Genomic DNA, 26,650 nt, shown 5'->3' with positions numbered 1-26,650 from the left:
GCCGCGGTCACTCCGCTGCTCCCGGGCCAGTACGTCCTGGAGATCGACGCGGCCTCGACCGGCGGCTTCCACGTCGACACGACGTACCACCTGACGGCGGTCCAGGCGTAGTCCCGGGGTCCTCGGGGGCCTGGGGCCACGCATCGGCCCGGGGTGAGGGGAAGGGTCCGGACACGCCTCGGGCGGTGGCGCCGGGAAGACGGCCACCGCCCGTGAGAGAGGGAGAAACGATTACACGGCGCCGGGGGTCTTGCGGGTGGTCGTGTTCATGCGGTTCCAGGCGTTGACCGTGAAGATCAGCGCGATGAGCTGGGCCAGTTCGGACTCGTCGAAGTGCCGCGCGGCCGTGTCGTAGACCTCGTCCGAGACCCCTCCGGGCAGCAGGGTGACGGCCTCGGTGAGGGCGAGCGCCGCCCGCTCCTTCTCGGTGTAGAGGCTCGACTCCTCCCAGGCGGTGAGCTGGTAGATCCGGGCCTCGGCCTCACCGGCCTTGCGGGCGTCGGTGGTGTGGTAATCGATGCAGTACGCGCACCGGTTGAGCTGCGAGGCACGGATCTGCACCAGCTCCACGAGGACCGGGTCGAGACCCGCGCGGGCGGCGGCGTCGAGGGCGAGGACGGCCTTGAAGACCTTGGGGGCGACGGTCGGGAAGTTCATGCGCTGCGGTACCTGGTGAGTGGTCATGCAAGAACAGTAGGCGCGGAATCGACCCACGCTAGGGTGCATTGCCATGGCAGAAACTTGGGTCAATTCCGCGGACTCCGGGGCCGGTCACGGCGACAGTGGCAGTGCCGGTGACGGTGACGGTGACCGTGAAGCGGATCCGGCGGGCGGAGTCGGCACCGACCTCCATCTGGAGCTGTCGGGCCGGGGCAGCCTCCGCTCGCAGCTCACGCACGCGCTGCGGAACGCCGTCCGCTCCGGCCGGCTCGCGCCCGGCACCCGGCTCCCCCCGTACCGCGGACTCGCCCGCGACCTGGGCATGTCCCGCAACACCGTCGCCGACGCGTACGCCGAACTCGTCGAGGAGGGCTGGCTGTCCGCCCGCCAGGGCTCCGGCACCCGGGTCGCGCCGCGCGCCGTCCCCCACCCCGACCAGGAGCGCGGCCCCCAGCGGCGGACGCGGCAGCAGGTCCCGCACGACCTCATGCCCAGTTCGCCGGACGCCGCCGCGTTCCCCCGCACGGCCTGGCTGACCTCGGCCCGGCGGGCCATGACCGCCGCGCCCCACAGCGCCTTCGGGGTGGCCGATCCGCGCGGCCGGCCCGAGCTGCGGGCGGCGCTCGCCGAGTACCTGGCGCGCGCCCGCGGGGTGCGCGCCGAGCCCGAACGGATCCTGATCTGCGCGGGGTTCGCCCACGGCCTTCGCCTCCTCGCCGCCGTGCGCGGCGGCACCCTCGCCGTCGAGTCGTACGGCCTGGACTTCCACCGCGCCGCCGCCGAGCAGTCCGGGATGCGTACGGTGCCGCTGACCGTCGACGCGTACGGCGCGCGGGTCGGCGAACTCCCGGACACCGGCGCGCACACCGTCCTGCTCACCCCCGCCCACCAGTTCCCCACCGGCGGCCCGCTGCACGCGGAGCGGCGGGCGGCGGTCGTCGACTGGGCGCGGGCGGGCGGCGGGCTGATCGTGGAGGACGACTACGACGGCGAGTTCCGCTACGACCGGCGGGCGGTCGGCGCCGTACAGGGCGTCGACCCGGACCGGGTCGTCTACATCGGTTCGGCCAGCAAGAGCCTGTCCCCGGCGCTGCGGCTGGGCTGGATGGTGCTGCCGGGCTGGCTCGTGGACGACGTCGTCGCCGCGAAGGGCGTCCGGGAGATGTGGTCGGGCGTCGTCGACCAGCTCACGCTGGCCGACTTCATCGCCTGCGGCGCGTACGACCGCCATCTGCGGCGGATGCGACGGCACTACCGGCACCGCCGTGACCTGCTCGTACGGACCCTCGCCGAACGCGCCCCGCACATCCGTGTCAGCGGCATCGCGGCCGGCCTGCACGCCGTACTCGAACTCCCCGAAGGCACCGAGGAGGCGGCGCTGCGGGCGGCCCGCCGGCAGGGCCTCGCCATGGACGGACTGCGCCCCTACCTGCACCCGGACAGTGCGATGACGCCCCGGGACGGGCTCGTCATCGGGTACGGGACGCCGATGGACCACGCGTTCGGCGCGGCCCTCGACGCCCTCTGCCTCTCCCTCCCGGACCCGGAGCCTGCTTCGGACCAGGATCCGGACCCTGCTTCGGACCCTGCTTCGGACGCTGCTTCGGACCCGGACACAAGCCCCGGCCCGGGTCTGGAGGAGGCCGGGCCCGTGCCTACAGGCTGAGCGCGAGCGCCGCGCCGACGCCGCCCAGGACGAGGGCGACCGCCGCCTCCGTCCAGCCGCCCTCGCCCCAGCGGAAGAGACGGTCGACGGCCAGCCGCCCCGGGCCGACGGCGGCGACGGTCAGGGCCACCATGGCGATGACGATGTTGTACTCCACGCCGTTGTCCGGCACCCACACGCCGTTGGCGGCGGTGACCATGACCATCGCGTTGATCATGACGCCGACCAGGGCGGCGGCCGCCAGCGGCGTCAGCAGGCCGAGGGCCGGCCCGAGGCCGCCGGACAGCTCGGACACCCCCCGATCACGGCGTACACCTTCCCCGGCCGGTATCCCATGGCCGCGAGCTGCTTGCCGGTCTCCGTCAGGCCCGGCCCGCCGAAGAGCCCGAAGAGCTTCTGCGACCCGTGTCCGGCCATCAGCAGGCCGGCGGTCAGCCGCAGCAGGAGCAGTCCGACGTCGGCGGCGGCCGACCGGGGCGGGGACGCGAGCGGGGACCGCTCCCCCGGCCCCCAGGCGGAGAGCAGCGGGTTCAGGGCGCTTGGGGACCGCATAGGGATGCTCCGATGGGAAGGCCGGAAGGTCTCCCCGCTCGGCCGGACGCCGAGCACCAAGGCCGGACTGCCCGTATCGCCCCACGCGTAGTCCCGTCCCCGCCGCGAGCCACCGTGGGGCACCACCGCGTCGCCCGGACGGATGAACGACGGCCGAACCGCGCGCCCGGCGGTGGGCGGACGGGGGTGCGGGGGCCTGGCGGAGTGGCGGGGCCGGGGTACAGCATCGGGGTGGCACTCACAACGGGAGGAGACAGCACATGCTGATGCGCGTGGGCCGACCGGCCAGGTGGGGAGCGGCGGTGGCGGTGGCCGCGGGGTTCTGTGCGGCGAGCGTGGGCCCTGCGGCGGCCGAGGCGGGCGGGCAGGACGGGGGACCGAGCGCGTGGCAGCCCTTCCACGCGGCGCCGTTCGAGCAGAAGGCCGGTGACGTCTGCTCGTTCGCGCTCAAGGGCGACATCGTCGAGGACGGGGAGCGCATCCGCACCCTGGCCTGGGACGCGGCGGGCCGGCCCGCCGTACAGCAGGTCACCGGCCCGCTGACGATCCGTTTCACCAACCTGTCCACCGGCGCCTGGGTCGTCCGCGCCGTCCCGGGCATCGCCACGATGACCTACCACCCGGACGGCAGCCAGACCTGGTCCGGCACCGGCCACATGGCCGTCGCCATCCACACCGGAAACCCGTACGACCCGCCCGGTGAGTACATCCTGAACGGCCGTATCGAGCTGGAGCTCCACCCGGGCGTCGGGGCCGAACCGGTGGCCCTCCAGGGCACCAGCGAGAACCTCTGCGACACCCTGGCCGGCTAGCGGACCACCAGGGGACCGCTAGAGAACCATGCGGGTGGTGGTGGCGTGGGCGATCAGCTTGCCCTGGTCGTCCCGCACCTTGCCCTCGGCCGTGGCGGTGCGGCGGCCGGCGTGGATGACGGTGCCCTCGGCGATGAGCGTCTGCCCGTCGGTGTGGGCGGCCGGGTGTCGAGGGAGACGACGACACGGCCGTGCTCGACCTCGTCGAAGCGCATGCCGACCAGGCGGCCGATGGAGGGGATGTCGGTGGGCCGTTCGGTCTGTACCCAGCGCATCAGTTCCAGGCCGGTCATGGCGTTGAGGTCGGGGGTGGCCACGGGCTGTTCTCCCTGGACGTACGGGGTCGGTGCGGGGTGTCGTACCGGGGTCGGCGCCGCTACTGGTGCCGGCTCCGGTCAGCCGAGCGGCTGGGTGGTGTCGCGCAGGGTGGCCAGGACCGGGGCGTACATCCGGGCCTTGATGGTGCCGAGGGTGGCGCCGGCCTTGTTCAGCTGCCCCTGGGCGAGCTCGACGGCGGTAGAGCGTACGGCGTCCTCGTCGACCGCCCGGTCGACGAGGCCGGCGGCCGCGGCGTCGCCGCCACCGTAGCGGCGGGCGGTGAGCATGGCCTCGTGCGCCGCCTGCGGCGCGAGCCGGGACTGGACGAGGGCGGCCATGCCGGGGGTGAAGGGGATGTCGATGTCGGCCTCGGGCAGGCACCAGTAGCCGCGGTCGGCGCGCATGACGCGGAAGTCGTGGGCGAGGGAGAGCATCGCCCCGGCGGCGAAGGTGTGGCCCTGCAGCGCGGCCACGGTGACGACCGGCAGCGCCAGCATCCGCGCGAACAGCGCGTGGACGGAGTCGACGTACTCCCGGTGCCGGTCGGTGTGGGCGAACAGCCAGTCCAGGTCGAGTCCGTTCGAGTAGAACTTGCCGGTGGCGGCGGTCACCAGGGCGCGGGGCCCCTCCGTCTTCTCCACCTCGTCGAGCGCGGCACCGACGGCGGCGATCCAGTCGGGGTGGAAACGGTTCTCCCCGTCTCCGAGATCGAGGACGAAGACACTGTCCTGACGGTCCAGCGAGGGCATGGCGACTCCTTCGAACTGAGCTGACGGAACGGATGGGCGAGCGGGCGGACGCTTGAAGCTGACGAACGGTGCGGGCGGGCCGGGCCGATCAGGCGGGGCGGTCGCGGAGGGCGTGCCGGACCAGGTCGTGTACGGCGACGGTCAGGAGACCCTGCACCGCAAGCTCACCAACACCGCCCGGGCGACGGCGACCGACCCGCGGGGCGGCCACGTCAGCGGCGACCAGGCCACCGCCACCATCGTCGTGGAGGTGAAGCAGGAGCACGGCGGCTACGGCCGCCGTACGGCCACGCGGGCATGAGGACAGCCCTCACCGGCCGCTGAAGCCGCGCCCCCGCCCCGGACACTCCGGAGCGGGGGCGCGCCGCGTCGCGCGCGACGCCGGGCCCTTCTCGTAGCGCCTCAGAAGCGCGGCGATGTCCTCGGCGTCCAGCACGAGCCCGAACTCCTCGCTCAGCAGGCGGGGCAGCTCCTTCGCCGACACCTCATGTCTCTCGTCCGGGCGGTCCGGCAGGAGTCCGACGAGTTCCGTGTCACGCAGGACGAGCCGGCGGCCGGCCGCCGGCTTCTGCACCAGCAGCCGGTCGTGGAAGGGCGAGAGGGGATGAGTGGAGGTGAAGTGGCTGGTCACGGTGAAGTCGACCGGGAAGCGCGGATCGGCCCCGATCGCGTACAGAGCGAACCAGCCGTCGTGCATCCGCATCCGGAGCACCAGCGGACCGGCCGTGCCCGGCGTCGGGCCTGCCTCCCGGACCAGCCCGTACGTCCAGCCGGCCTGCCGCGCGACCTCGCCGTCGCGCAGCCGGATCGGCTCCAGGAGGCCCTCGGCGCCGAAGCCGACGTCGGTGAACCACGCCTCGCCGCCGAGTTCCACCCGCAGCGCGTAGTGGGTGGCCGGACGGATCCGGTCCTCGCCCAGGCGTACGCGTGACGCCACCGCGGTGAAGGTGAATCCGATCGCTTCCAGGGCCGCGGCGTAGAGAAGGGTCTGCTCGCAGCAGGTGCCCCCGCGTCGCCGCCGGACCATCTTCGCCTGCAGGGACTCCAGGTCGAGCCGGACGGGCCGGCCCAGGGTCACCTCCAGGTTCTCGAAGGTGAGCGCCGCGATGTGGGCGGCGTGCAGCGCGCGCAGGACCTTCAGCGTCGGCTCGCGTTCCCCCGCGTACCCGATCCGGGCCAGATAGGCGTCGAGGTCCAACCGGTCCCCGCCCCACACGGAGCGGACCGACCTGTCCATGTGTCCCTCCTCGATACGCACCGCACCGCAGCGCCCCGCAGAGCCGCGCAGAGCCGCGCCCCGCGCACGCAGCCGCCCATTCGGGTGCTCCGCGACCGCTCCCTGCCGTACAGCCGAACCGGCCGGTGCCGCTGTGCCAGAGTGCGGTCACGGCCCGGCGCGTCGGCGCACCGACACGCTCGCGATCGCCCATCGGTCCCCGCCGGGACCCGGGATCCCCCATCGCCTCGCCGGAGACCGTCCTTGCCTCACCGAGGGAGCACGCACCCATGCCGGAGCTGTTCGAGGCCATGCGGCCGCTGCCCGCCACCGCCGCCCGCTACCGCGAGCAGGGCTGGTGGCGTGACACGACCGTTTTGGACGACCTGCGCGACGCCGCCGCGCAGGCACCCGGCCAGCGGGCGGTCATCAACTGGCGCGCGGAGGAAGGCCGGGCCGTCACCCTGACCTTCGGCGAACTCGCCGCCCAGGTCGCCCGGTTCGCCGCCGCGCTGGACGAACTGGGTGTGCGGCCCGGTGAGGTGGTGGCCTTTCAACTGCCCGACTGGTGGGAGGCGGCCGTCCTCACGCTGGCCTGCTGGCGGGCCGGTGCGGTGACGATGCCGCTCTCGTCGCGGTTCGGCCGGCGCGAGGCGGAACGGATGCTGGCCTCGACCGGAGCCGTCCTCCTGGTCACCACCGACCGTCACCCCGGCCCGGACCACGTCGAGGCCCTCGCCGAGATCGCCGGCGGGCTGCCGGCCCTGCGCCACCGCGCGGTCATCGGCGACGCCTCCGCCACCGGCGCGCTCGACTTCGGCGCCTGCCTGCGCGACACCCCCGCCCGGGCCACGCCGCGGGGCACCGGCCTCGGGCCCGACGAGGCCGCGACGGTGCTGTTCACCTCCGGCACCACCGGCGGCGCCACCGCCGTCGTCCACAGCCTGAACACCCTGTACGCGGGGGGTCCGGCGGCCCCTGCCGATCCCGCCGCCCCTCCCCGGGCAGCCTTTCCCGGTGCTCACCCCGCTCAGCCACGGCGTCGGCCTGCGCAACGGCGTGCTGCGGCCGCTCGTCCACCGCGAGACCGCCCTGTACTGCGACGCGTGGGACGCCGGCCGCTGGCTCGACCTGTTCGGCACGTACCGCACCGGCTCCCCGCTCGCCCCGCCGGCCATGCTGGAGGCCCTCGCCACCGAGCAGAGCCGCCGGCCGCGGAACCCGCCCGCCTGGGAAGCCGTCGCCACGATGGCCGCGAGCCCCTCGCCCGAACTGGTCGGCCTCCTGTGCCGCACCCTGAGCGGGCACGTCGTCAACGCCCTGGGCTCCACGGAGTCCGGCGGGAGCATCGCCACCCGCCTCACCGACCCGCCCGAACGGGCCGCCCGCAGCGTCGGCCACCCGATGCCGGGCATCGAACTGCGCCGGAAACCCGCCACCGGACCCGACCAGGCCTCGCCGGTCGAGCTGCGCAGCGCGTCCACCTGCCTGGGCACCTTCGACCGCGACTCCGGGCGCCTGCTGTGGCGCGCCGCCGACACCGACGGCTGGTTCCCCACGGGTGATCTGATGCGCCCGGACGGCGAGGGCGGCCTGGCGTACGCGGGCCGGGCCGCCGACCGGATCTCGGGGACCACCCAGTTGATGATCCCCGTACTGGACGTCGAGGCGGAGCTGCGCGCGCACCCGGCCGTCGCCGACGCCGTCCTGGTCGGCTACCCCGCCGAACACGGCGACCTGCCCTGTGCGGTCGTCGTCCCCGCCGGCGAGCGCGCCCCTGGTCTGGCCGAGCTGCGCACCTGGCTGGCGGGGCGCGGCATGACCGACTGGTACTGGCCCACCCGCGTCGAGACCGTGCCGCGCTTCCCCCGCAACGAGCTCGGCAAGGTCCGCAAGAACGTCCTGCGGGCCTGGCTGACCGGCGCCCGGCCGCTGCCCGCCACCGACGACGACCCGACCCGGGCGTGAACCCGCCGGAGGCCCCTGACCCGTTCGACGGGCGCGGACGCGACCCCGTCGCCCGTCCGGGCCATGCCGTACGCCTCCGCTGTTCGACCCGGGGCCTGTACAACCGGCCGGGGCGGCCGGGCCGTCCGGGGGCGGCTCCGGCGCGCCGGGCGAGCGCGGGCCGGGCCCACGAGCGCGAGAGCACGAAAAAAGCCCCCTCCACGGAGGGGGACTTTCTGTCGGCGCAGGTCAAACGGGTGAACCTGCGGCGTGTCGCGGTGGGGCGGGTGGGACTCGAACCCACGGCCGACGGATTATGAGTCCTTTGGGGATCTTGACGGCCCTTGGTATTCAGTGATCAGGATTGACGTTTTGCCTGGTCAGAAGGGGTGTGGGTAGTTCACCCTTCCCTGCCTTTGTCAGTCCTTTCCTATCCTTGTGTCCAAACGCTGTCCAAACCCTGTCCCATCCGCCGGCGCTCGGCAGCCGACATGGAACGTCATGCCAGCTCAGTAGGTGGATTCGGACTCGCGCGCGGCGGATTCCCTTTCCAGCACGCAGAGGCTCCGCCCCCGAACCGAGGGCGGAGCCTCATGGCTGTTTTCGTCAGCCTTAGGTATCCCGTCAAAGCTACTGGGTGGCCTCGTGATCATTCCGGCTTCAGCGGTGCTGGAGCCAGGGGAAAGCGAGGGTGATCCGCGCGGAGAACCGGGTGCCCTCGCTCTCGAGGCCGCCGAGCAGCGGATCGCCGCTCGATGAGCCGAACGCCTAGTCCGCGGGGCGGTGTGCCGACTCCATGGACGCCCTCACCCGTGGGCGGGGTGAGACGGTGCGTCCCAGGCGATGGTGGAGGGGCATCCGGCGCACAAGCGGTGCGACGCGCCGGACGAGTTGCTGACCGGCGACCGTGCCGAGCTCGTCCACCCCCCACCCTGGCGCGGGATGGCTGAAATGTGGATCTTTCGGACACACCGGGAAGGTCATTGCACCGCCCATCCCGGCTCTGACAGGCTCGGCCGAAGTTCGCGTACAGAGCGGCGCACCACCCGGGCGATTCCGGATGTACGCCCGTTTACAGGGCGGAAGGCACCGCCTCAGCCTGCGGCCACCATGCGCCCCTCCCGGGCACGATCGAAGGAGGCGTTCGCGTATGAACCTGGCCAAGGTCCTTCCACTGGCGTTCGTGATGATCGCCGGGCCGCAGATCCTGAGCGCGATCTTCCTGGCGACCAGTGAGAACTGGCGCCGCAACTCGGCAGCCTTCATCGCGGGCGCAGCGGTCTCGGTCACGACCATCGTCACGATCGCGTTCTTCATCGGCGCGGGCGCATCCAGCAACGGGGCGTCGAACACCACGCTCAACGTCGTCATCCTGGTGCTTCTCGTGGCGGCCGCGATCCACACCTTCGTGACACGGAAAACGTCCAAGCCGCCGAAGTGGATGGGCAAGCTGGAGACGGCGACACCGAAAAGATCCTTCCGGCTCGGTTTCCTGCTCCTCGGCGTCTTCCCGACGGACATCCTTACCTCATTCGCTGTCGGCGGCTCGCTCGCGCGCGACGGCGACACCTGGTGGCACATTCTGCCGTTCGTGCTGGTGACGCTGCTCTTCCTCGCCCTACCGGCGCTGTTCCTGCTCATCGTGGGCGCAAAGGCCCAGCGGGCCCTGCCCAAGGTCAGGGACTGGATGAACGACAATTCCTGGGTCATCAGCGAGATCGTTTTCGGTCTCTTCATCGCGCTCACCGTGAACAGCCTGGTCGGCTGAGCACTGATTCACGGAACCAGATTCGCAGCGGCCAGGACCGGCAGGTGGAACCTCAGTCCACCGGGTGCGGTGTGGCGTCCAGTGGGCGGCCTGAAGTCTGTCAGGACTGCGTCCGCACCGGGCAGTCAAACCCCTACCGCGACGCCGTTGTGCGGCCGGACCGGGTATGAGCTGCGGTCACCGACCCGCCACCCTTATCAACGCGATTGTCATCGCTACCGTGCTCCTGCCGCATCCCATCTCGCCCGTCGGTCGTGACGTCGTCGTCTCACTTCGCCGAGGGGCATGCTGAAATCGGACGGCGCTCGGCGCCGGTGCTGTGGCAGTACCGCCGGTCCGGTCCAGGGAGCGCACGTGGGATCGCGAGTGGCCTGCATGACCAAGAACCGGTCGGGCCGTCGCCTGGGTTTCATGGCGTGGCGTCGGGCGGCGTTCACCCTTTTGGCAGCCGTCACCGGAACCCGTATCGCGGGTCCGAGTTGAGCTGTATGGCGCAGCGTCGGTTCAGGGAGGCTGGTCTCCGATCCAGGCCGCAGGACGCGTTTGACCTGCGTGGCATTGCCCGAAGATGGGACGGCGCTCTTCCTTCTCACTGGGTGCCCGGTAGGCCGGCGGCACGCATCCTGACACTGCTGCCGAAGACCGCTCGCCACCGACCGCCGCAGGCTTCTGCCGCCCGCAGGCTCCGTGGCGCGGCTTCACAACCACATCGCCGCGTTCCTCCGGATGCGACGAAGACAGACAGGACAGACAAAATGGCGAAGCCTGATGCAACGTTCATCTTCATCGGCACCTATCCCAGCGAGGCTGCGGCGCGAGGCGACTACGACATCGTTAAGGACCTTCACACCGCTGGCGCGATCGGCACCTACGACGCCTCAGTGGTCACCAAGGACGACACCGGGATGGTGCACGTCAACAAGGACGAGACGTCGACCCGGCACGGGGCGTGGGGCGGTGCCGCCGTCGGCGGGCTCATCGGTCTGCTGTTTCCGCCCGCGATCATCGGCGGTGCCGCCGTCGGCGCGGCGGCGGGCGGGGTGGGCGGTCACCTCTGGCGCGGCATGTCCCGCGCGGATGCCAAGGAGTTCGGGGAGATCATCGATGCCGGGCAGGCCGCCCTGGTCATCGTCGGCGCGAGCACCGTCGAGCAGGCAGTGCAGAAGGCCGGGCTGAAGGCCGAGAAGCAGGTCGCCAAGCAACTGGACGTGAGCACGAAGGACATCGACAGCGCAGTCCGTGAAGCCGCGACCGAAGTCCGCTGACCCGTCGGACCCGAGCCGGGGCCGTCCGGCGCGGCGCTGCCCACCAGAACAGGGAAGGCCCCGCAGACCGGCAAGGCACCCGCAGAGCCATCCAGCACATCGCGGATAGCCACGCGTCTTCTTCTGCGAATGGTCCGGTGTGAGCCCGGCTGCTCATTCGACAGCGGCCGGGCTGCGCCGCGTCCGGCCCGGCCGCTCCCTCCAGGCGCTTCGAGGCAGGGCGGATGCGGCACGTGGGTCAAGCCAGTGATGACGAACTCTTCCCCGGGGACTACGTTCGCCCACCATCGAGCGCCGAGGCACTCTGCCGGACAGGGTTCTTCCGCGGCGAGGCGGCAAAGACGTCAAGGGTTCTCTACTCCCCGAGCCGGTTGACGGTGTGGCGGATGAGGCGTCGCTCGGGGATTTCGGCCGGCGGCACCGACGTGGAAGGTCCGGCGGGTGGTCCCTGCGGCGTGGCGAGCCGGGGGCCGTAGCGTTTGGCCAGCGGGTCCGCGCTGAGGCCGTGGGCCAGGACGCTGAGCAGCACGGTGAACGCGATAGCGGTGACCGCCGGCTGGGCCATGGGCCCGTTCAGGTCTTCCAGGGCGAGCAGGCCGAAGACGACGGAGGCTAGACCGCGTGGTCCGAACCAGCCCACGAAAAGGACGGCGGGCCGGCCGAGACGGGTTCCTGTCAGCGCGAGTGCCACCGGCAGCATCCGGACCACCGTCAGGCTGAGCACCGCGTACAGAGCTGTCTGCCAGGTCAAGGCCTCCATCGCCGGTACCACCGCAATCACCCCGAAGATCAGCCAGACCAGCAGGGAGAGCAGGGCGCCGGTCTCTTCGACGAAGGGGACCAGTTTGGCGGCGGGGCCGCCAGCTGCGGTGAAGGCCAGTCCGCCGGTGAACGCGGCGATAAAGCCGTTGCCGTCCAGTGCCACGGAGGTGGCGTAGCAGCACAGTGCCAGGCCCAGGACTGCGGCGCCGGCGAAGCCGTCGGCGACCCAGCCGTGATCGCGGCCCAGCTTGATCAGCCGGCCGCCGCCACCGCCGGCCACGACGCCGACCAGCAGGCCCACTGCGAGTTCGGCCACGGCCTTCCCGGGCCCGGTGTCGCCCACGTGCTCGGCGATGGACGCCCCCGCGATGGCGACCAGCACGACGGGGGTCGCGATCCCGTCGTTGAGTCCGCTCTCGATGTTGAGTACCCGTCTGATCCTGTCGGGGACAGCCGGGTTGACCATGACCGCGGCGCCCAGCGCCGCATCGGTGGGAGCCAGCGCCGCGCCGACGAGAAGGGCGAGCCAACTCATACCCACGCCGGGCAGAATGAAGGCGGCAAGTGTGCCCAGGCCGATGGACAGAGGCAGCCCGATGCCCAGCAGCCGAAGGCACAACCCCAGGTCGGGACGCAGCTGCCGCAGCCCGATCCGGGACGCGTCCGAGAACAGCACCAAGGCTAGCGTCGCCTCGGCCAAGACCTTGACCAGTTCCGGGCCGGGGGTGATCCCGAGTGACGTCAGCGGGCCGTGGGTGAGCAGGACGCCGGCTGCGGTGAACACGATGGGCGCGGTCATGTCGAAGCTCTCCAGCCGCGCCGAGAGCATGCCCCAGACGAAGACCAGACCAGCGACGATCGCCAGATCCGCAGCGGTCATCGGGGCGGCACCTCAGATCTGCGGCTGGCGCGATGACCGACCGCACAGGACGCGCAGGCGGCTCGGTCCGCCGGGCGGGCGGTGTGCGAACGGCGGGGCGCTGGGGCGGGCTCGCGTGTCGTGTCGAACCCGCCGGGTTCGGGTCGCTTCCTCATCGGTGATGACGCCCCTTTCTGTGGTGGCGCGTGGCCATCGGGTCAGCACGAGCTCATCAGGTGGGGACTCGGGCGCGAACCCGTATCGCCGCACCGTCACCCGTCGGCGTTCTGATCCCCGTGCCTCGATCTGGCCTGGCGGATGCGGCGCTGTCGTCTGGCCCTGCCGAGGGGCACGAGGTAGTAGAGGGCGATCGCCAGATATCCCACGACCGCTGCGATCGGTACGAAGAGACCGAGGACGATCAGAACGCCGTATCCGATGAGTCCGGGTGTGAGGCGCCTGGTCAGAACCTGTACATCCGATTCGTCCGCGTCGTCGCGCACCAGCCCTGCGCGGATCGCGTACCGCCAGAACAGGTACAGCAGGGCGGAGGTCATCAGGAGGGAGAGGCCATAGAGGGTGGTGGCGACGCGCTCCGAGTCGCCCTCGCGGACGTATTCGGCGAGCAGTTTGGTCGGGAACGGCAGAAAGGCGACAGCCAGCATGAGGATCAGATTCAGGCGCATCAGCCACAGGCTCGCGTGGTCGAGGTACTCGGTGATGACGGAGTGGGCGAGCCAGATCGCCCCGATGGTGGCGAAGCTGACCAGGTAGCCCAGGTAGGAGGGCCACTGTTCGACCACCGCGTGCCACAGGTTCTTCGAGCCAGGGGGTACGGCGATCTCGATGACGAGCAGCGTGCCGGCGATCGTGAAGATCCCGTCGCTGAACGCCTCCATCCGAGCGGTGCGAAGCTGACGGCGGGTCCGGTCATGCTCCGTCGCTTCTTCCGCCATGGCTGCAGTGTGACAGCCGTTCCGCAGGCCGGACCGCAGGCGAAAAGTCACCGCGACGACGTGTCGCGCCCCGCCGACTGTGTCGTGCTGTGTCGCAGTGGCGGGAGATGGCCGGCAGCTGTCGGTGCGCGAGTGAACTTCGGACCACGTGCGACGGGGCGGTGATCACCTCAGCAGGCCGGTGCCGCAGCCGGGTACTCCCCTGACGTCTGAAGTACGGTGTCGGGCGACTTTCATCCGGACGGTGGCCTCCCACCGACGTCGATACTGCCCATCTTGGTTGCACCGGATGACGTAGTGGTGGAACACGGGGGTTCATTGCCAAGCGGCTCGGATTCCTGTCGTCGCGCGGGGGCCAGGCGGGGCAGATCCGGGGCCTCCTGCCGGGCAGCTCTTGGCAGGTCGCCTCGATCGAGATCGCTTTGCAGTGGGCCACGTCGCCGTGGTTCACGCGTTCCCAGGGTGCCGGGCTGGCTGGCGAAGCTCATCCTGGGACTGCTCGAGAAGACCGCATGCCCGAGGGCTGCAGCACTTTCTTGCTGGCTAGCTGGCTACGGGCTTCGTGTTGCGGTTGCGGACCCCGATCGCCGTAATCCTCGGGACACGGCGAGGACAGACAGGACGGACAAATGGCGAAGCCCGACGCAGTGTTCATCTACATCGGCACCTATCCCAGTGAGGCCGTGGCCAGGGCTGACTACGACATCGTCAAGGACCTCCATGCGGTCGGTGCGGTGGGCACCTACGACGCCTCCGTGGTCACGAAGGACGATGGCGGCAAGGTGCACGTGAACAAGGACGAGATGGCCACCCGGCACGGGGCGTGGGGCGGCGCCGCCGTCGGTGCTCTCATCGGCCTGCTGTTCCCGCCCGCGATCATCGGTACCGCTGCCGTCGGCGCGGCGGCGGGCGGGGTGAGCGGTCACCTGTGGCGCGGCATGTCCCGGGCGGACGTCAAGGAGTTCGGTGAGCTCATCGACGCTGGTCAGGCTGCTCTCGTCATCGTCGGCGAGAGCACCCTCGCGCAGGCCGTCGAGAAGGCCGGACTGAAGGCTGAGAAGGAGGTTGCCAAGCAGCTCGACGTCAGCACCAAGGACATCGACAAGGCTGTCCGCGAAGCCGCGACCGAACTCGGCTGACCAGCTGTTCCGGGGCCGGGTCGCACGGGGCGGCCGCAATCCGCTGATCGACGGAGCAGGCACAAGATCGGACAGGACAACCCGTGTCGCCCGGGCCATGGTCCCTGCTCAGCTACTTCCAGACAGATTGCCCGCTTACGCCGGCAGCCCCCATGTGTCTTGGTTCAGTGGTCGAGCAGGCCAGGAACGACGACCTCGTCTGCGGTTCGCCGCCGGAACGAAGCTGATACCGCTTTCGCTCTTTCAGCTCTTTCGGCGCCTGCTGTTGCTACATGGTCCCCCGGCGTCCTGCCGTCTGCTGCCGGATCTCGCCCCTGCCGCCGGGCGGCACTATAGGCGCTGCGCGTCACGCCGGACCCATCGACCGTGCGCCCAACGACACGCCGCGCGGAGTGCAGACGGGCCACAGGTGCCGCCCGTCGCGGGCATGGTTGCGCGACCGGATAGCTGCGTGGGTGTCCAGCACGACGATGGCTGTGTGGGGTCCCCGGTGAAGCGGGTTGCCGCAGGCATAATGCGGCCGGTGCGTGCGTGCGGCGGCTGAGGGAATCGCCCTGCGGAAGCGAGCCGAGGATGGAGTCGCCTCACGCGAGCGGTGTCGTAGCCACAGAGCAGGAGGACGAACATGGGTGGACGAGTGCTTGACGATGTTCCTGGCAGCAAACCTGACTCACGCGTGGTCTTCCTCTCTGTCCTGGGCACGCTCGCGCGGATCATCGTGGTCCTGGCCATCTACTTCCTGATTCCTATGGACCACGCCATGAGTACTGCGACGGCGATCGGACTGACACTCGGCGTCCTGGGACTAGGCGTCGTCGTGGCCTGGCAGCTCCGCGAAATCAGCCACGCCGACTATCCCGTCCTCCGCGCCGTCCAAGCCCTCGCCTTCACACTCCCGCTCTTCATCCTTCTCTTTGCGACCGCCTACTTCGTCATGGAGCACGCCCAAGCTGCATCGTTCAACCAGCCGCTCAGCCGTCTTGATGCCATGTACTTCGCCGTCACCACCTTCACGACCGTCGGATACGGCGACATCGTGCCGGCGAGTTCACCCGCTCGAATCGTGGCCGTCGGCCAGATGGTGCTGGACCTCGTTGTCCTGGGCTTCTTGATTCGCATGGTCGCCCACGCGATCAAGAGTGCATTGGACCGTCGACCCCATGAAACCCCACCGTCAGGACCCCGACCATAGCGGTGCCGACAGCGTCGCTGACCGGCCGCACTTGCCACCGCGTTCGTGGACAGGCCAGCCGAACGCCGTGCCGCGCTGCGCGATGCCGCCTGCACCAGCAGTGGCATCAGCACGCCCTCGCGGCGTGGACATCGAGTGTGCGCAATCGCTGGGTGCCTTCAGTTCCTGACCCTCTCCGTTCCCCTGATCAACTATGCCGTGTGCGTAGTCGCCGCAGGCAACAGCTTCATGGGTCCCAGAGCCGCCAGGCTGGCCTTCGGGCGCCGACTGCATGGCGCCGCGCCGCCAGGCCGAAGGCGCCCTCTCCAGGGCCTCCAATCCCATGGAGTTCAGCAAACAGCTCGGGCTGCCGCTTACTTCGGCGAGCTTCTTGGTCTGCGGTTCGGTCATCCGAGGGTCCGCCCTTCAGCGCCGACAATGCCCCCGGGATGCGAGGCCCGCACCATCCGTGACGAACACGGCGGCCTGGTCGGCCCAAGTCGCTGGGAACACTGCCCGCAGATACGTTGTGAAGGGAGGACCACATCAGGGCACGAGGCAGGCGTGGTCCGCTTCGGACGGGACCTCGGCGGCTCCACCCTCGATGTCGCCGGTATGAGCCGCCTTCCGGGCAACGATGTCGTCAGTTCTTTGCTGACCGCAAACATCAGCTCCTTGCGCATCGGCGACCAATTCGTGGAGCGTCCGCAATGACCTCGAATCATCTTTCCGGCGACGAGACACAGCACCGCACCTCGCAAGAACGGGTTGCGCGTGGCAAGGCTGCCCGCTCGGACGCGCCCCGTTCCAGCCACGCCGAGTTCGAGCCCTCGTCGAAACGCCGGGACCCGGTGGAGATCATCGAGAAGCAGTCCGCGAAGCGGGTGCCGGAGCTGGTACCGATCCGCTACGGCAGGATGAGCGAGGCACCGTTCCGCTTCTACCGCGGGGCCGCCGCCATCATGGCTGCGGACCTCGCGCAGACCCCACGCAGCGGGATCAGAGTGCAGTGTTGCGGCGACGCGCACATGCTGAACTTCCGACTGCTGGCCTCGCCCGAACGCCGCCTGATGTTCGACATCAACGACTTCGACGAGACACTGCCCGGACCGTGGGAATGGGACGTCAAGCGGCTGTCGGCCAGCCTCGCCATCGCGGGCCGGGCCAATGGCTTCAGCTCCAAGGAGCGGGCGTCGGTGGTGCGGGCGGCCGTAGGGTCCTACCGCGAGCGCATGCGGAGCTTCGCCGGAATGGGCAATCTCGACGTCTGGTACACCAGCTACGACGCGGACGAGATTCTTGAGCAGCAGGGCCCGATCGTGGGTGCGGGACAGCGTGAACGCTGGGGTCGTGCCGCGCAGCGGGCCCGTGCGCATGACACGCTGCAGGTCTTCGACAAACTCACGCACGTCCTCGACGGAAAGCGCCTGATCGCTCCCGATCCGCCGTTGCTGGTGCCACTCCATGATCTGCTGCCGACCGTTGAGCGCAGCAAGCTGGAGAAGGAGCTCAGCCGGTTGATCGAGCACTATGGCCAGACTCTGCAGACGGACCGCCGATTCCTGCTGCAGGGTTACCGCATCGCCGACATGGCCCGCAAGGTCGTCGGCGTGGGCAGCGTCGGCACCCGCTGCTGGATCCTGCTGCTGCTCGGCAAGGACGACGGGGATCCCTTGTTCCTCCAGGCCAAGGAGGCCGACGAGTCGGTTCTGGCGCCTTACGTCGGCGGCAGCAGCTTTCGCACGCAGGGCGAGCGGGTCGTCGCCGGCCAGCGGCTCATGCAGGCCACTAGCGACATCTTCCTGGGATGGGAGCGCGTCGAGGGCATCGACGGCCAACAGCGGGACTTCTACGTCCGTCAGCTGAGGGACTGGAAGGGCATCGCAGTAACAGAGGAGATGTCACCAAAGCGAATGGCCAATTTTGGCCGACTGTGCGGCGCCACGCTGGCCCGTGCCCACGCCAGATCCGGAGACCGCATCGCCATCGCCGCGTACCTGGGCGGCAGCGATGTCTTCGACCGCGCGCTGGCGACCTTCGCCGAGCTGTACGCGGACCAGAACGAGAAGGACCACCAAGCCCTCGTCGAGGCCATCCGGACAGGACGGGTCGCGGCCGAAGCGGCCTGAACGCCGTCTCTGACGTCGGCAACCTGTGGAAGTGACAGGGTCTTCGCCGTTGGCATCCTGCCAGTCTTCTAGCACGGATGGTCCTAGGACAGCGGACTCAACGGCACCGGAAGGCAGGGTGCTGGTGGGCACGGCACCGGCCGCGCCCACCAGTCGATGTCTGGTCAGGGGGTGGTCGTCGGTCGGGTCATTCTTGCGGAGGCACGGTTGCGCGGGCGGCGCTTCGCGGCCGGGCGGGGGCGTCGATGGCAACGGCGCTGTCAGTGGTGGTCTCTTCGGCCCAGGGTTCTTGGGGCTCGTCGGCCGGGTCCGTCTCGGGGGACGGCTGCGGGTCAGACGCCGTGAGGGTGGGGTCGTCGCCCGGTGCGGTCGAGGTCTCGGAGGTGTCGACCACATCGACGGCGACCTCCGGGGCGGGGGCGGGCGTCGGCTCGTCGTCGGTCTCGTCGTTGGCCTCGTTGAGGACCTCGTCGAAGAGGTCGTCCCAGGGGCGGTGGCCCACGTAGAGGGGCTTGAGGGTGAAGGCGGGGAGGAGGTCGATCTCGACGGTGGACAGGATGAGGTCGGCGGGGTCGTTGTCGTCGTCTTCGGTGAGGAGAGTGCGCGTACTGCGGCGTCGGTGATGAGCATGGGGTCACAGAGGGACAAGGAGCGAGGACCCCAGAGCCATGGAGAAGTTCAACCCCTCCTACACGCGCTACTGCGTCTGCAAGGAACCGGTGATCGGCAAGGACGGCGCCCCGGTCCTGGATGACACCGGGAAGCCGAAGCAGCGCAACATCGGCGCCGGCTGCCCCAAGCTCAAGGAGAAGAAGCACGGAAAGTGGAGCCTCTACTTCGAACTGGAGGCCGGCGAGAACGGTGACCGGCGCCGTGTCCGCAGATTCGGGTTCGCCACCAAAGACGCTGCGATGAAGAAGGCGGCCGAGCTCTACCGGGAGGCCGTCAAGGGCACCGACATCTTGAGCGACGCCACCGTGGCCGAGGACCTGGACGCGTGGATCGCTCGCAAGAAGCGCCTCGCCCGCACGACGACTCACGGGTACGAGGATCACATCCGGCTGTACCTCAGGCCTCACCTCGGGCACATCAAGCGGCGCGACCTCAAGCTCCGGCACATTGAGCCGATGTTCACGGCGATCGAGCGGGAGAACGCCGAGAGGCTTCTGCACCACGCGCGCATAGTCGAGCTGACGGAGGCGCGCGACGCGGCACACACGGCGTGGGTCCGAGCCTCCGGGAAGACAGAGGAGCGTCGCGTCAGGCGCCGCGCGTACCTGGATGCGAACGCAGCACTCCGCGAGGGCAGCAAGGGACGGCGGAGAATCACCTCCGCCAACACGATGCACCGCATCCTCGCGACCTTGAAGTCCTTCATGTCGGACGTCATCAAGCGCGGCGACTACACCAAAAACTGGGCCAAGATGGTTGAGCTTCCGCCGGTGAAGAAGCCCACGGCGCTGGTCTGGACGCCGGAACGCGTCGAGGAGTGGGAGCGGACGGGCCAGAAGCCGTCCCCGGTGATGGTGTGGACTCCGGAGCAGACGGCCGACTTCCTCGCCTCCATCGCGGCCGACCGGTTCGCCGGGCTGTGGAACGGGCTCATCTTCAGGGGGCCGCGCCGCGGGGAGATGTGCGCGCTGCCCCCGTCGGAGGTCAGCCTGTACTCGCTGGTGCAGTACTTCCGGATCTCGGCACAGGTCGTCGAGGTCGCCTACCGGGTGTACGACGAGGCGCCGAAGCAGGACAGCGTCCGCTCCGTCACCCTCGACGCCAATACCGCTGACCTGTGGGTGGAGTTCGACACGACGCGTGCGAAGGAGCGCGAGGCATGGGGTGACGCCTACGTCGAGAGCGACCGCTTCTGGGTACACGAGGACGGCAAGCCCCTCCACCCGGACTGGATGAGCAGGAGGTTCAACCGGCTCGTCGAGCTCTCCGGGCTGCCCCCGATCCGACTGCACGACACCCGGCACCTGTCAGCGGCACTGGCCCTGCTCGGCGGGGCAAAGATGAAGGTCGTCCAGGCGCGACTGGGCCACAAGTCGTTCCAGATCACGTCCGACACCTACACGGCGGTCCTCCCGCGGCTCCTGGACAACGAGGCCGAGACCACCAGCTCAGTCGTCCCCCGGCCGCAGCCCGGCTCGCCGCCGGCCTCCGCGAACGGCAGCTCACGCGATCCGGGGAAGTGTGCCGCTGATCACGCGCCTCTGGACCCTGCCAAGGGGCCGCAGGTGACGCTGGACGAGGCCACCGATGCGCCGAACGAGGGATTCGAGCGCGTCGCGTGACCAGCGTCCAACCTCTGTCCAATCAGGTGTGATTTCCTGACTAGGACGGGCCGCCAAGACCCTTCGCGCTCACGTCTGACCCGTGAAGTGCCTGGTCAGAACGATTTTTCCTTGTGGGGCGGGTGGGACTCGAACCCACGGCCGACGGATTATGAGTCCGCTGCTCTAACCGGCTGAGCTACCGCCCCGATCATCACGGCGCGTACAAGTGTGCGCGCCGTCTGCCGCAGCATAGCCGCTCATACGATCTCCTGCTCCGGATGGTCGGCCATGCCCGCTCCTGAGGACACCCGGCGGCGGCGGGCGGTTCCCCCGGAACGGAAAAAGGACCCCGAAGGGTCCTCTCTCACTCGCTCCCCCGGCTGGACTCGAACCAGCAACCCTCCGGTTAACAGCCGAATGCTCTGCCAATTGAGCTACAGGGGATCGCGCTCCCCCGACTGGACTCGAACCAGTAACCTGCCGGTTAACAGCCGGCTGCTCTGCCAATTGAGCTACAGGGGATTGCTGCGTTGCTTCGAACGGAGCCACTCCGGGCCTTCCCGGGCGGCGCTCGCTCGCTGCGACACATACATTAGCGCAAGCAGGGGGGTGCTCCGCCAATCGGTATCCCCAGGACGCTCCAGGGAAGGATCACAGGTGCGGTACAAGCTGATCTTCGTCGCCGGTCTGGCCCTCGGTTTCGTCGTCGGGACGCGGGCGGGACGGGAGCAGTACGAGCGGATGAAGAAGTCCGCCCGGCGCGTCGCGCAGAACCCCGCCGTGCGGAACGTGGCCGAGTCCGCGGCCCAGTCCGGCAAGCAGGCGGCCGGGAAGGCCGCGCGGGCCGTCGGCGAGCAGGCACGGCGGCTCACGGCCCTGCGCGGGCCGGACGACCAGTACGGGGCCCAGGGGGCGTACGACGACGACTGGGGCGCCAGCAACACCTGACCCCCGGCCCCGGCCCAGCCCCGCCCCGGCCCCTCTCCGCGCGGGCAGCGGTGGCGGCGTACCTCACCTCGCCTCGTATCGCGGCGTAGAGCGGGGTATCCCGGCGTATCCATGTCCCGGCGTACGGCAGAATCTGTCGTCATGGGGATAGTCGCCGGTCTGGACAGCTCTTCCGACTCCACTCGCATCGTCGTCTGTGACGCGGACACGGGTGCCGTGCTGCGGCAGGGCCATGCCCCGCACGCGCTCGAACCCAAGGCCAAGGACGTCGATCCACAGGCCTGGCTGCTGTCCCTCGGGGAGGCCGCCGGCGGCGGGCTGCTCGAAGGGGTGCAGGCGATCGGGGTCTCCGCGCAGGCGAACGCGCTCGTCCCGCTCGACCCGCAGGGCAATCCGGTCCGCCCCGCGCTGGCCGGCAACGACAAGCGGGCGCAGGTCGCCGCGGCCGATCTCGTCGAGGCGTTCGGCGGGCGGCAGGCGTGGGCCGACGCGGTCGGCGCCGTGCCGCAGGCCCAGATGCCCGTCGCCAAGCTGCGCTGGCTCGCCCGTACCGAGCCCGAGCACGCCCAGCGCGTCGGGATGGTCCTCCAGCCGCACGACTGGCTGGTCTGGCAGCTGCTCGGCCGCCCCGCGCGCCGCACCACCGACCGCGGCGCCGCCTCCGCGACCGGCTACTGGTCGGCCCGCACCGGTTCCTACCGCCCCGACCTCGTCGAACTCGCCCTCGGCCACCAGGCCATGCTGCCCGAGGTACTCGGCCCCGGCGAGGCCGCCGGCACCACCCCCGAGGGTCTGCTGATCTCCGCCGGCACCGGCGAGACGATGGCCGCCGCGCTCGGCCTCGGTCTCGGCACCGGCGACGCGGTGGTCTCCCTCGGCGCCAGCGGCTCGGTCATGGCCGTCCACCACGAGGCCCTCGCCGACCCGCACGGCATGATCACCGGCTACGCCGACGCCGCCGGCATGCACCTGCCGGTCGTGCACACCTCCAACGCCGTACGGGCGCTGCGCGGCACCGCCGAGATGCTGGGCGTGGACTCCCTGGAGGAGCTGTCCGCGCTCGCGCTCGCCTCGACGCCCGGCTCCTCCGGTCTCGTCCTGCTGCCCTACCTGGAGGGCGAGCGGACCCCGCATCTGCCGCACACCGCCGGCACCCTCAGCGGTCTGCGCCGCGAGTCGATGAAGCCCGAGCACCTGGCCCGGGCCGCCTTCGAGGGCATGCTCTGCTCGCTCGCCGACGCGATGGACGTGCTGCGCGGGCGGGGTGTGGAGGTACGGCGGGTGTTCCTGCTCGGCGCGACGGCCTGGCTGCCCGCGGTGCAGGCGCTGGCGCCGGCGCTGTTCGGCGCGCAGGTCGTCGTCCCGCAGCCGGCCGAGTACGCGGCGCTCGGCGCCGCGCGCCAGGCCGCCTGGGCGCTCGGGGTGTCCCAGGGGACGCTCTCACCGGCCGCTCCCCCGGCCTGGCAGGGCGCCGCCGCGCAGGTCTTCGAGGCGGGCGAGGAACTGGCCGTCGGTCAGGCCGTACGGCAGCAGTACACGGCCACCCGGGAGCAGATCCACCCCGGGGCCTTCGCCATCTGACGGCCCCGCCCCGCTCCCGCGGCCCGGACAGTCATCGGGGTCCTCACCGGGCCCCGTCCGGCCTCACCCGGCCCGGGCGGCGCCCGCACACCACTCCCCGGAATGTCTTGGCCAGGGCTTTACCCGACGCGCGATATCCGTTCGTAACGACCCGGCGGCGCGGGCGATAGTAGAACCCGTGCTCATAAGACTTCTCCGAACCCACCTTCGGCCGTACCGGAAACCCATCGGCCTCCTGGTGTTGCTGCAGCTGCTGCAGACCAGCGCGAGCCTCTACCTCCCGACCCTGAACGCCGACATCATCGACCAGGGTGTCGTGCGCGGGGACACCGGCTACATCCTGCGCTTCGGCGGGCTGATGATCGGCGTGTCCGTGTTCCAGGTGCTGTGCAACATCGGGGCCGTGTTCTACGGCGCGCGCACCGCGTCCGCGCTCGGGCGGGACGTCCGGGCCGCGGTGTTCGAGCGGGTGCAGTCGTTCTCGTCCCGTGAGCTCGGCCAGTTCGGCGCCCCGTCGCTGATCACCCGGACCACGAACGACGTGCAGCAGGTCCAGATGCTGGTCCTGATGGCGTTCACGCTGATGGTCTCCGCGCCGATCATGTGCGTCGGCGGCATCATCATGGCCCTCGGCCAGGACGTGCCGCTGTCGGGTGTGCTCGTCGCGGTGGTGCCGGTGCTCGGGATCGCGGTGTCGCTGATCGTACGGAAGATGCGGCCGCTGTTCCGGACCATGCAGACGCGGCTGGACACGGTGAACCGGGTGCTGCGCGAGCAGATCACCGGCAACCGGGTCATCCGCGCCTTCGTCCGGGACGACTACGAGCGCGGCCGGTTCGACGTGTCGAACACCGAGCTGACCGACGTGTCGATGGCGACCGGCCGGCTGATGGCGCTGATGTTCCCGACCGTGATGACGGTCGTGAACGTGTCGTCGATCGCCGTCGTGTGGTTCGGCGCGCACCGGATCGACAGCGGCGCGATGCAGATCGGCGCGCTGACGGCGTTCCTCGCGTATCTGATGCAGATCGTGATGGCCGTCATGATGGCCACCTTCATGTTCATGATGGTGCCGCGCGCCGAGGTGTGCGCCGAGCGCGTCGAGGAGGTCCTGGCGACCGAGTCCAGCGTGGTGCCGCCGGCCGAGCCGGTGCGGGAGCTGAAGCGGCGCGGGTATCTGGAGGTCAAGAGCGCGGACTTCCGGTACCCGGGCGCAGAGGAGTCGGTCCTGCGGGACGTCGAGCTGGTCGCCCGGCCGGGCGAGACGACCGCGATCATCGGTTCGACGGGCAGCGGCAAGTCGACGCTGCTCGGCCTGGTGCCGCGGCTGTTCGACGTGACGGGCGGCGAGGTGCTCGTCGACGGGGTGGACGTACGGTCGCTCGAACCCGCGCTGATGGCGCGGACGGTCGGGATGGTGCCGCAGAAGCCGTACCTGTTCTCCGGGACGGTGGCGACGAATCTGCGGTACGGCAATCCGGACGCGACCGACGAGGACCTGTGGCACGCCCTTGAGGTGGCGCAGGCCAAGGACTTCGTGTCCAAGCTGGACGGCGGGCTGGACGCGCCGATCGCGCAGGGCGGCACGAACCTCTCCGGCGGTCAGCGGCAGCGGCTGGCGATCGCCCGCACGCTCGTGCAGAAGCCGGAGATCTATCTCTTCGACGACTCCTTCTCGGCTCTCGACTACGAGACGGACGCGCTGCTGCGCGCCGCGCTGTCCGAGGAGACGGCCGACTCGACGGTGGTCATCGTCGCCCAGCGGGTGGCGACCATCCGGGACGCCGACCGGATCCTGGTGCTCGACGAGGGCCGGGTCGTCGGCACCGGACGGCACCACGAGCTGATGGCGGACAACGCGACGTACCGGGAGATCGTGCTCTCCCAGCTGACCGAGGCGGAGGCAGCCTGATGGCCGGTCCTGGCGGACGAATGATGGCCGGCGGCGGCCCGGACTCGAGGTCGATGGACTTCAAGGGGTCCGGCAAGCGGCTGCTGAAGCAGCTGGCGCCGGAGCGCCGCACGCTGTGGGTGATGGTGATCGCCGGTGTCCTGTCGGTGGCGGCCTCCGTGGTCGGCCCGAAGGTCCTCGGCAAGGCCACCGACCTCGTCTTCGCGGGCGTCGTCGGGCGGCAGATGCCCGCGGGCGCCACGAAGGAGCAGGCCCTCGCGGGGCTGCGCGCCAAGGGCGACTCGGGGATGGCGGACATGCTGTCCGGGGTGTCCTTCACGCCCGGCAAGGGCATCGACTTCGGCGCGGTCGGCGAGATCCTGGGCGTCGCCCTGCTCGTGTACGTCCTGGCGGGCCTGCTGATGCTGGTCTCCACCCGGATGTCGATCAAGGTGATCAACCGCACGGTCTACCGGATGCGCGAGGACGTCCAGGCGAAGCTGGCGCGGCTGCCGCTGTCGTACTTCGACAAGGCCAAGCGCGGCGAGGTGCTGTCGCGGGCGACCAACGACATCGACAACATCTCGCAGACCCTCCAGCAGTCGATGGGCCAGCTGATCAACTCGCTGCTCACCATCATCGGCGTGCTGGTGATGATGTTCTGGATCTCGTGGCTGCTCGCCCTGGTGGCGCTGATCACGGTGCCGCTGTCGGTGATCGTGGCGGCGAAGATCGGCAAGCGGTCGCAGCCGCATTTCGTGGCGCAGTGGAAGACGACGGGCGCGCTCAACGCGCACATCGAGGAGATGTACACCGGCCACACGCTGGTGAAGGTCTTCGGCCGGCAGGAGGAGTCCGCGAAGGACTTCCGCGAGCAGAACGAGGCGCTGTACGAGGCCGGGTTCAAGGCCCAGTTCAACAGCGGCGTGATGCAGCCGGTCATGATGTTCGTGTCGAACCTGAACTACGTCCTCGTGGCGGTGGTCGGCGGTCTGCGGGTCGCGAGCGGCAGCCTGTCCATCGGTGACGTGCAGGCGTTCATCCAGTACTCGCGGCAGTTCTCGATGCCGCTGACGCAGGTCGCGTCGATGGCGAACCTGGTGCAGTCGGGCGTGGCCTCGGCCGAGCGGATCTTCGAGCTGCTCGACGCCGAGGAGCAGGAGCCGGACGCGCCGGCGAGCGAGCGGCCGGTGGACCTCAAGGGCAAGGTGGCCCTGGAGGGGGTCTCCTTCCGTTACGAGGCCGACAAGCCGCTCATCGAGGACCTGTCGCTGACGGTGGAGCCGGGGCAGACGGTCGCGATCGTCGGCCCGACCGGCGCCGGCAAGACGACGCTCGTGAACCTGCTCATGCGGTTCTACGAGGTCACGGGCGGCCGGATCACCCTGGACGGGGTGGACGTGGCGAAGATGCGGCGCGAGGACCTGCGCGCGGGCATCGGCATGGTGCTCCAGGACACCTGGCTGTTCGGCGGCACGATCGCCGAGAACATCGCGTACGGCGCGACGCGCGAGGTGAGCCGGGCGGAGATCGAGGAGGCGGCGAAGGCGGCCCACGCGGACCGCTTCATCCGCACCCTGCCCGAGGGCTACGACACGGTCATCGACGACGAGGGCACCGGCGTCAGCGCCGGTGAGAAGCAGCTCATCACCATCGCGCGGGCGTTCCTGTCCGACCCGGTGATCCTGGTCCTCGACGAGGCGACCAGCTCGGTGGACACCCGTACCGAGGTGCTGATCCAGAAGGCGATGGCGCGGCTCGCGCACGGCCGGACGTCGTTCGTGATCGCGCACCGGCTCTCCACGATCCGGGACGCCGACGTGATCCTGGTGATGGAGAACGGCTCGATCGTCGAGCAGGGCACGCACGAGGAGCTGCTGACGTCCGGTGGGGCATATGCCCGGCTGTACGCGGCGCAGTTCGCGCAGGCGGTCGCCGAGGTGGACTGACCCCGGCGGGGGTGAACGAAAGAGCGGGACCGGATC

23 protein-coding genes, 3 tRNA genes and 1 pseudogene are annotated in these 26,650 nt (G+C 70.2%); 15 read left to right on the top strand and 12 right to left on the bottom strand.

Translation table 11 applies throughout. From position 1 onward, the window contains the following. Positions 1-231: 231 nt before the first annotated feature. Entirely contained in the window at positions 232-684 is a 453-nt protein-coding gene (locus ABZ693_RS18845; RefSeq protein WP_359878241.1) for a carboxymuconolactone decarboxylase family protein, read from the bottom strand. 46 nt (positions 685-730) lie between these two features. Here ABZ693_RS18845 and pdxR point away from each other — a divergent pair, with 46 nt between their 5' ends. Beyond that, complete coding sequence (gene pdxR, locus ABZ693_RS18840; RefSeq protein WP_359878238.1) at positions 731-2,326, top strand: MocR-like pyridoxine biosynthesis transcription factor PdxR; 1,596 nt, start codon at positions 731-733, stop codon at positions 2,324-2,326. Here the strand turns inward: pdxR and ABZ693_RS18835 are convergent. Together ABZ693_RS18835 and ABZ693_RS36175 are read right to left on the bottom strand one after the other, a co-directional pair. Further along, positions 2,316-2,657 carry a DoxX family membrane protein gene (locus tag ABZ693_RS18835; protein ID WP_435842465.1) on the bottom strand — a complete coding sequence of 114 codons (342 nt, stop codon included), beginning with the start codon at positions 2,655-2,657 and terminating at the stop codon, positions 2,316-2,318. The genes pdxR and ABZ693_RS18835 overlap by 11 nt on opposite strands. Continuing rightward, positions 2,576-2,878 (bottom strand): DoxX family membrane protein, encoded by a 303-nt coding sequence (locus ABZ693_RS36175; RefSeq protein WP_435842463.1) that lies wholly within the window; start codon positions 2,876-2,878, stop codon positions 2,576-2,578. The genes ABZ693_RS18835 and ABZ693_RS36175 overlap by 82 nt, the downstream gene beginning before the upstream one ends. 260 nt (positions 2,879-3,138) lie before the next feature. Between ABZ693_RS36175 and ABZ693_RS18830 the strand changes: the two genes are divergently transcribed. Further along, positions 3,139-3,690, top strand: a complete 552-nt coding sequence (locus ABZ693_RS18830; protein ID WP_359878236.1) for a hypothetical protein — start codon at positions 3,139-3,141, stop codon at positions 3,688-3,690. A gap of 53 nt (positions 3,691-3,743) precedes the next feature. Here ABZ693_RS18830 and ABZ693_RS18825 read toward each other — a convergent pair whose 3' ends face one another. Together ABZ693_RS18825 and ABZ693_RS18820 are read right to left on the bottom strand one after the other, a co-directional pair. Next, positions 3,744-4,007 (bottom strand): hypothetical protein, encoded by a 264-nt coding sequence (locus tag ABZ693_RS18825; RefSeq protein WP_359878234.1) that lies wholly within the window; start codon positions 4,005-4,007, stop codon positions 3,744-3,746. 78 nt (positions 4,008-4,085) lie between these two features. Continuing rightward, a complete protein-coding gene (locus tag ABZ693_RS18820; RefSeq protein WP_359878231.1) occupies positions 4,086-4,757 on the bottom strand; it encodes an enoyl-CoA hydratase-related protein in 672 nt (223 codons plus the stop codon). 52 nt (positions 4,758-4,809) lie between these two features. On the opposite strand from ABZ693_RS18820, the gene ABZ693_RS18815 reads away from it, so the two are divergent. Continuing rightward, positions 4,810-5,058: a hypothetical protein gene (locus tag ABZ693_RS18815; RefSeq protein WP_359878228.1), complete on the top strand. Its 249-nt coding sequence runs from the start codon at positions 4,810-4,812 to the stop codon at positions 5,056-5,058. A gap of 9 nt (positions 5,059-5,067) precedes the next feature. Here the strand turns inward: ABZ693_RS18815 and ABZ693_RS18810 are convergent, their stop codons facing one another. Next, positions 5,068-5,994 carry an arylamine N-acetyltransferase family protein gene (locus ABZ693_RS18810; RefSeq protein ID WP_359878225.1) on the bottom strand — a complete coding sequence of 309 codons (927 nt, stop codon included), beginning with the start codon at positions 5,992-5,994 and terminating at the stop codon, positions 5,068-5,070. Positions 5,995-6,263: 269 nt separating this feature from the next. On the opposite strand from ABZ693_RS18810, the pseudogene ABZ693_RS18805 reads away from it, so the two are divergent. The 4 genes and pseudogenes from ABZ693_RS18805 to ABZ693_RS18790 form a co-directional block, all read left to right on the top strand. Then, positions 6,264-6,875, top strand: a pseudogene (locus tag ABZ693_RS18805) (AMP-binding protein); the annotation flags it as partial. 115 nt (positions 6,876-6,990) lie between these two features. After that, a complete protein-coding gene (locus ABZ693_RS18800; protein WP_359878222.1) occupies positions 6,991-7,941 on the top strand; it encodes an AMP-binding protein in 951 nt (316 codons plus the stop codon). 1,129 nt (positions 7,942-9,070) lie between these two features. Further along, positions 9,071-9,688, top strand: coding sequence for a GAP family protein (locus ABZ693_RS18795; protein WP_359878219.1), 618 nt, complete (start codon positions 9,071-9,073; stop codon positions 9,686-9,688). Positions 9,689-10,443: 755 nt separating this feature from the next. Further along, positions 10,444-10,953 carry a DUF1269 domain-containing protein gene (locus ABZ693_RS18790; RefSeq protein WP_359878216.1) on the top strand — a complete coding sequence of 170 codons (510 nt, stop codon included), beginning with the start codon at positions 10,444-10,446 and terminating at the stop codon, positions 10,951-10,953. Positions 10,954-11,308: 355 nt separating this feature from the next. Here the strand turns inward: ABZ693_RS18790 and ABZ693_RS18785 are convergent, their stop codons facing one another. Both ABZ693_RS18785 and ABZ693_RS18780 read right to left on the bottom strand, forming a co-directional pair. Then, positions 11,309-12,595, bottom strand: coding sequence for a cation:proton antiporter (locus ABZ693_RS18785; RefSeq protein WP_359878213.1), 1,287 nt, complete (start codon positions 12,593-12,595; stop codon positions 11,309-11,311). A gap of 251 nt (positions 12,596-12,846) precedes the next feature. Continuing rightward, the gene (locus ABZ693_RS18780) at positions 12,847-13,530 is read right to left on the bottom strand and encodes a TMEM175 family protein (protein ID WP_359878210.1); all 684 of its coding nucleotides are present in this window, start codon (positions 13,528-13,530) and stop codon (positions 12,847-12,849) included. Between the two features lie 629 nt (positions 13,531-14,159). On the opposite strand from ABZ693_RS18780, the gene ABZ693_RS18775 reads away from it, so the two are divergent. The 3 genes from ABZ693_RS18775 (at position 14,160) to ABZ693_RS18765 (ending at position 17,969) form a co-directional block, all read left to right on the top strand. After that, positions 14,160-14,669, top strand: a complete 510-nt coding sequence (locus tag ABZ693_RS18775; protein ID WP_359878207.1) for a DUF1269 domain-containing protein — start codon at positions 14,160-14,162, stop codon at positions 14,667-14,669. 625 nt (positions 14,670-15,294) lie between these two features. Continuing rightward, on the top strand, positions 15,295-15,861 hold the full coding sequence (locus ABZ693_RS18770) for a potassium channel family protein (protein ID WP_359878205.1): 567 nt from the start codon (positions 15,295-15,297) through the stop codon (positions 15,859-15,861). Positions 15,862-16,550: 689 nt separating this feature from the next. Then, entirely contained in the window at positions 16,551-17,969 is a 1,419-nt protein-coding gene (locus tag ABZ693_RS18765) for a DUF2252 domain-containing protein (RefSeq protein ID WP_359878203.1), read from the top strand. Between the two features lie 187 nt (positions 17,970-18,156). On the opposite strand, the gene ABZ693_RS18760 is transcribed toward ABZ693_RS18765, so the two are convergent. Further along, positions 18,157-18,471: a hypothetical protein gene (locus ABZ693_RS18760; protein ID WP_359878202.1), complete on the bottom strand. Its 315-nt coding sequence runs from the start codon at positions 18,469-18,471 to the stop codon at positions 18,157-18,159. 166 nt (positions 18,472-18,637) lie between these two features. Between ABZ693_RS18760 and ABZ693_RS18755 the strand changes: the two genes are divergently transcribed. Further along, positions 18,638-20,263, top strand: coding sequence for a site-specific integrase (locus tag ABZ693_RS18755; protein WP_359878200.1), 1,626 nt, complete (start codon positions 18,638-18,640; stop codon positions 20,261-20,263). Between the two features lie 114 nt (positions 20,264-20,377). Here the strand turns inward: ABZ693_RS18755 and ABZ693_RS18750 are convergent. The 3 genes from ABZ693_RS18750 to ABZ693_RS18740 all read right to left on the bottom strand — a co-directional run bounded on the left by ABZ693_RS18750 (position 20,378) and on the right by ABZ693_RS18740 (position 20,767). Beyond that, positions 20,378-20,451: transfer RNA gene (locus tag ABZ693_RS18750), tRNA-Ile, on the bottom strand. Positions 20,452-20,616: 165 nt separating this feature from the next. After that, positions 20,617-20,689 (bottom strand) — tRNA-Asn (locus ABZ693_RS18745). Positions 20,690-20,694: 5 nt separating this feature from the next. Then, positions 20,695-20,767 (bottom strand) — tRNA-Asn (locus ABZ693_RS18740). A gap of 135 nt (positions 20,768-20,902) precedes the next feature. On the opposite strand from ABZ693_RS18740, the gene ABZ693_RS18735 reads away from it, so the two are divergent. The 4 genes from ABZ693_RS18735 to ABZ693_RS18720 all read left to right on the top strand — a co-directional run bounded on the left by ABZ693_RS18735 (position 20,903) and on the right by ABZ693_RS18720 (position 26,614). Then, positions 20,903-21,193, top strand: coding sequence for a YtxH domain-containing protein (locus ABZ693_RS18735; protein ID WP_359878198.1), 291 nt, complete (start codon positions 20,903-20,905; stop codon positions 21,191-21,193). A gap of 141 nt (positions 21,194-21,334) precedes the next feature. Next, complete coding sequence (locus tag ABZ693_RS18730; protein WP_359878196.1) at positions 21,335-22,774, top strand: FGGY family carbohydrate kinase; 1,440 nt, start codon at positions 21,335-21,337, stop codon at positions 22,772-22,774. A gap of 178 nt (positions 22,775-22,952) precedes the next feature. Then, positions 22,953-24,686, top strand: a complete 1,734-nt coding sequence (locus tag ABZ693_RS18725; protein ID WP_359878193.1) for an ABC transporter ATP-binding protein — start codon at positions 22,953-22,955, stop codon at positions 24,684-24,686. Then, a complete protein-coding gene (locus ABZ693_RS18720; RefSeq protein WP_359878190.1) occupies positions 24,686-26,614 on the top strand; it encodes an ABC transporter ATP-binding protein in 1,929 nt (642 codons plus the stop codon). Before ABZ693_RS18725 ends, ABZ693_RS18720 begins: the two co-directional genes overlap by 1 nt. Positions 26,615-26,650 lie beyond the last annotated feature (36 nt).

This window comes from Streptomyces laurentii, from assembly GCF_040635425.1.
GTDB classification, from domain to species: Bacteria; Actinomycetota; Actinomycetes; order Streptomycetales; family Streptomycetaceae; genus Streptomyces; species Streptomyces laurentii.
Note: the sequence above shows the minus strand (reverse complement) of the source record. Positions and strands in the feature narration are given on the sequence as shown.

Bases quoted from the DNA above. Each gene is read 5' to 3' on its own strand.
- ABZ693_RS18845 (WP_359878241.1), bottom strand. From the start codon at position 684: ATGACCACTCACCAGGTACCGCAGCGCATGAACTTCCCGACCGTCGCC.
- pdxR (WP_359878238.1), top strand. From the start codon at position 731: ATGGCAGAAACTTGGGTCAATTCCGCGGACTCCGGGGCCGGTCACGGC.
- ABZ693_RS36175 (WP_435842463.1), bottom strand. From the start codon at position 2,878: ATGCGGTCCCCAAGCGCCCTGAACCCGCTGCTCTCCGCCTGGGGGCCG.
- ABZ693_RS18830 (WP_359878236.1), top strand. From the start codon at position 3,139: ATGCTGATGCGCGTGGGCCGACCGGCCAGGTGGGGAGCGGCGGTGGCG.
- ABZ693_RS18820 (WP_359878231.1), bottom strand. From the start codon at position 4,757: ATGCCCTCGCTGGACCGTCAGGACAGTGTCTTCGTCCTCGATCTCGGA.
- ABZ693_RS18810 (WP_359878225.1), bottom strand. From the start codon at position 5,994: ATGGACAGGTCGGTCCGCTCCGTGTGGGGCGGGGACCGGTTGGACCTC.
- ABZ693_RS18795 (WP_359878219.1), top strand. From the start codon at position 9,071: ATGAACCTGGCCAAGGTCCTTCCACTGGCGTTCGTGATGATCGCCGGG.
- ABZ693_RS18790 (WP_359878216.1), top strand. From the start codon at position 10,444: ATGGCGAAGCCTGATGCAACGTTCATCTTCATCGGCACCTATCCCAGC.
- ABZ693_RS18785 (WP_359878213.1), bottom strand. From the start codon at position 12,595: ATGACCGCTGCGGATCTGGCGATCGTCGCTGGTCTGGTCTTCGTCTGG.
- ABZ693_RS18780 (WP_359878210.1), bottom strand. From the start codon at position 13,530: ATGGCGGAAGAAGCGACGGAGCATGACCGGACCCGCCGTCAGCTTCGC.
- ABZ693_RS18775 (WP_359878207.1), top strand. From the start codon at position 14,160: ATGGCGAAGCCCGACGCAGTGTTCATCTACATCGGCACCTATCCCAGT.
- ABZ693_RS18770 (WP_359878205.1), top strand. From the start codon at position 15,295: ATGGGTGGACGAGTGCTTGACGATGTTCCTGGCAGCAAACCTGACTCA.
- ABZ693_RS18765 (WP_359878203.1), top strand. From the start codon at position 16,551: ATGACCTCGAATCATCTTTCCGGCGACGAGACACAGCACCGCACCTCG.
- ABZ693_RS18755 (WP_359878200.1), top strand. From the start codon at position 18,638: ATGGAGAAGTTCAACCCCTCCTACACGCGCTACTGCGTCTGCAAGGAA.
- ABZ693_RS18730 (WP_359878196.1), top strand. From the start codon at position 21,335: ATGGGGATAGTCGCCGGTCTGGACAGCTCTTCCGACTCCACTCGCATC.
- ABZ693_RS18720 (WP_359878190.1), top strand. From the start codon at position 24,686: ATGGCCGGTCCTGGCGGACGAATGATGGCCGGCGGCGGCCCGGACTCG.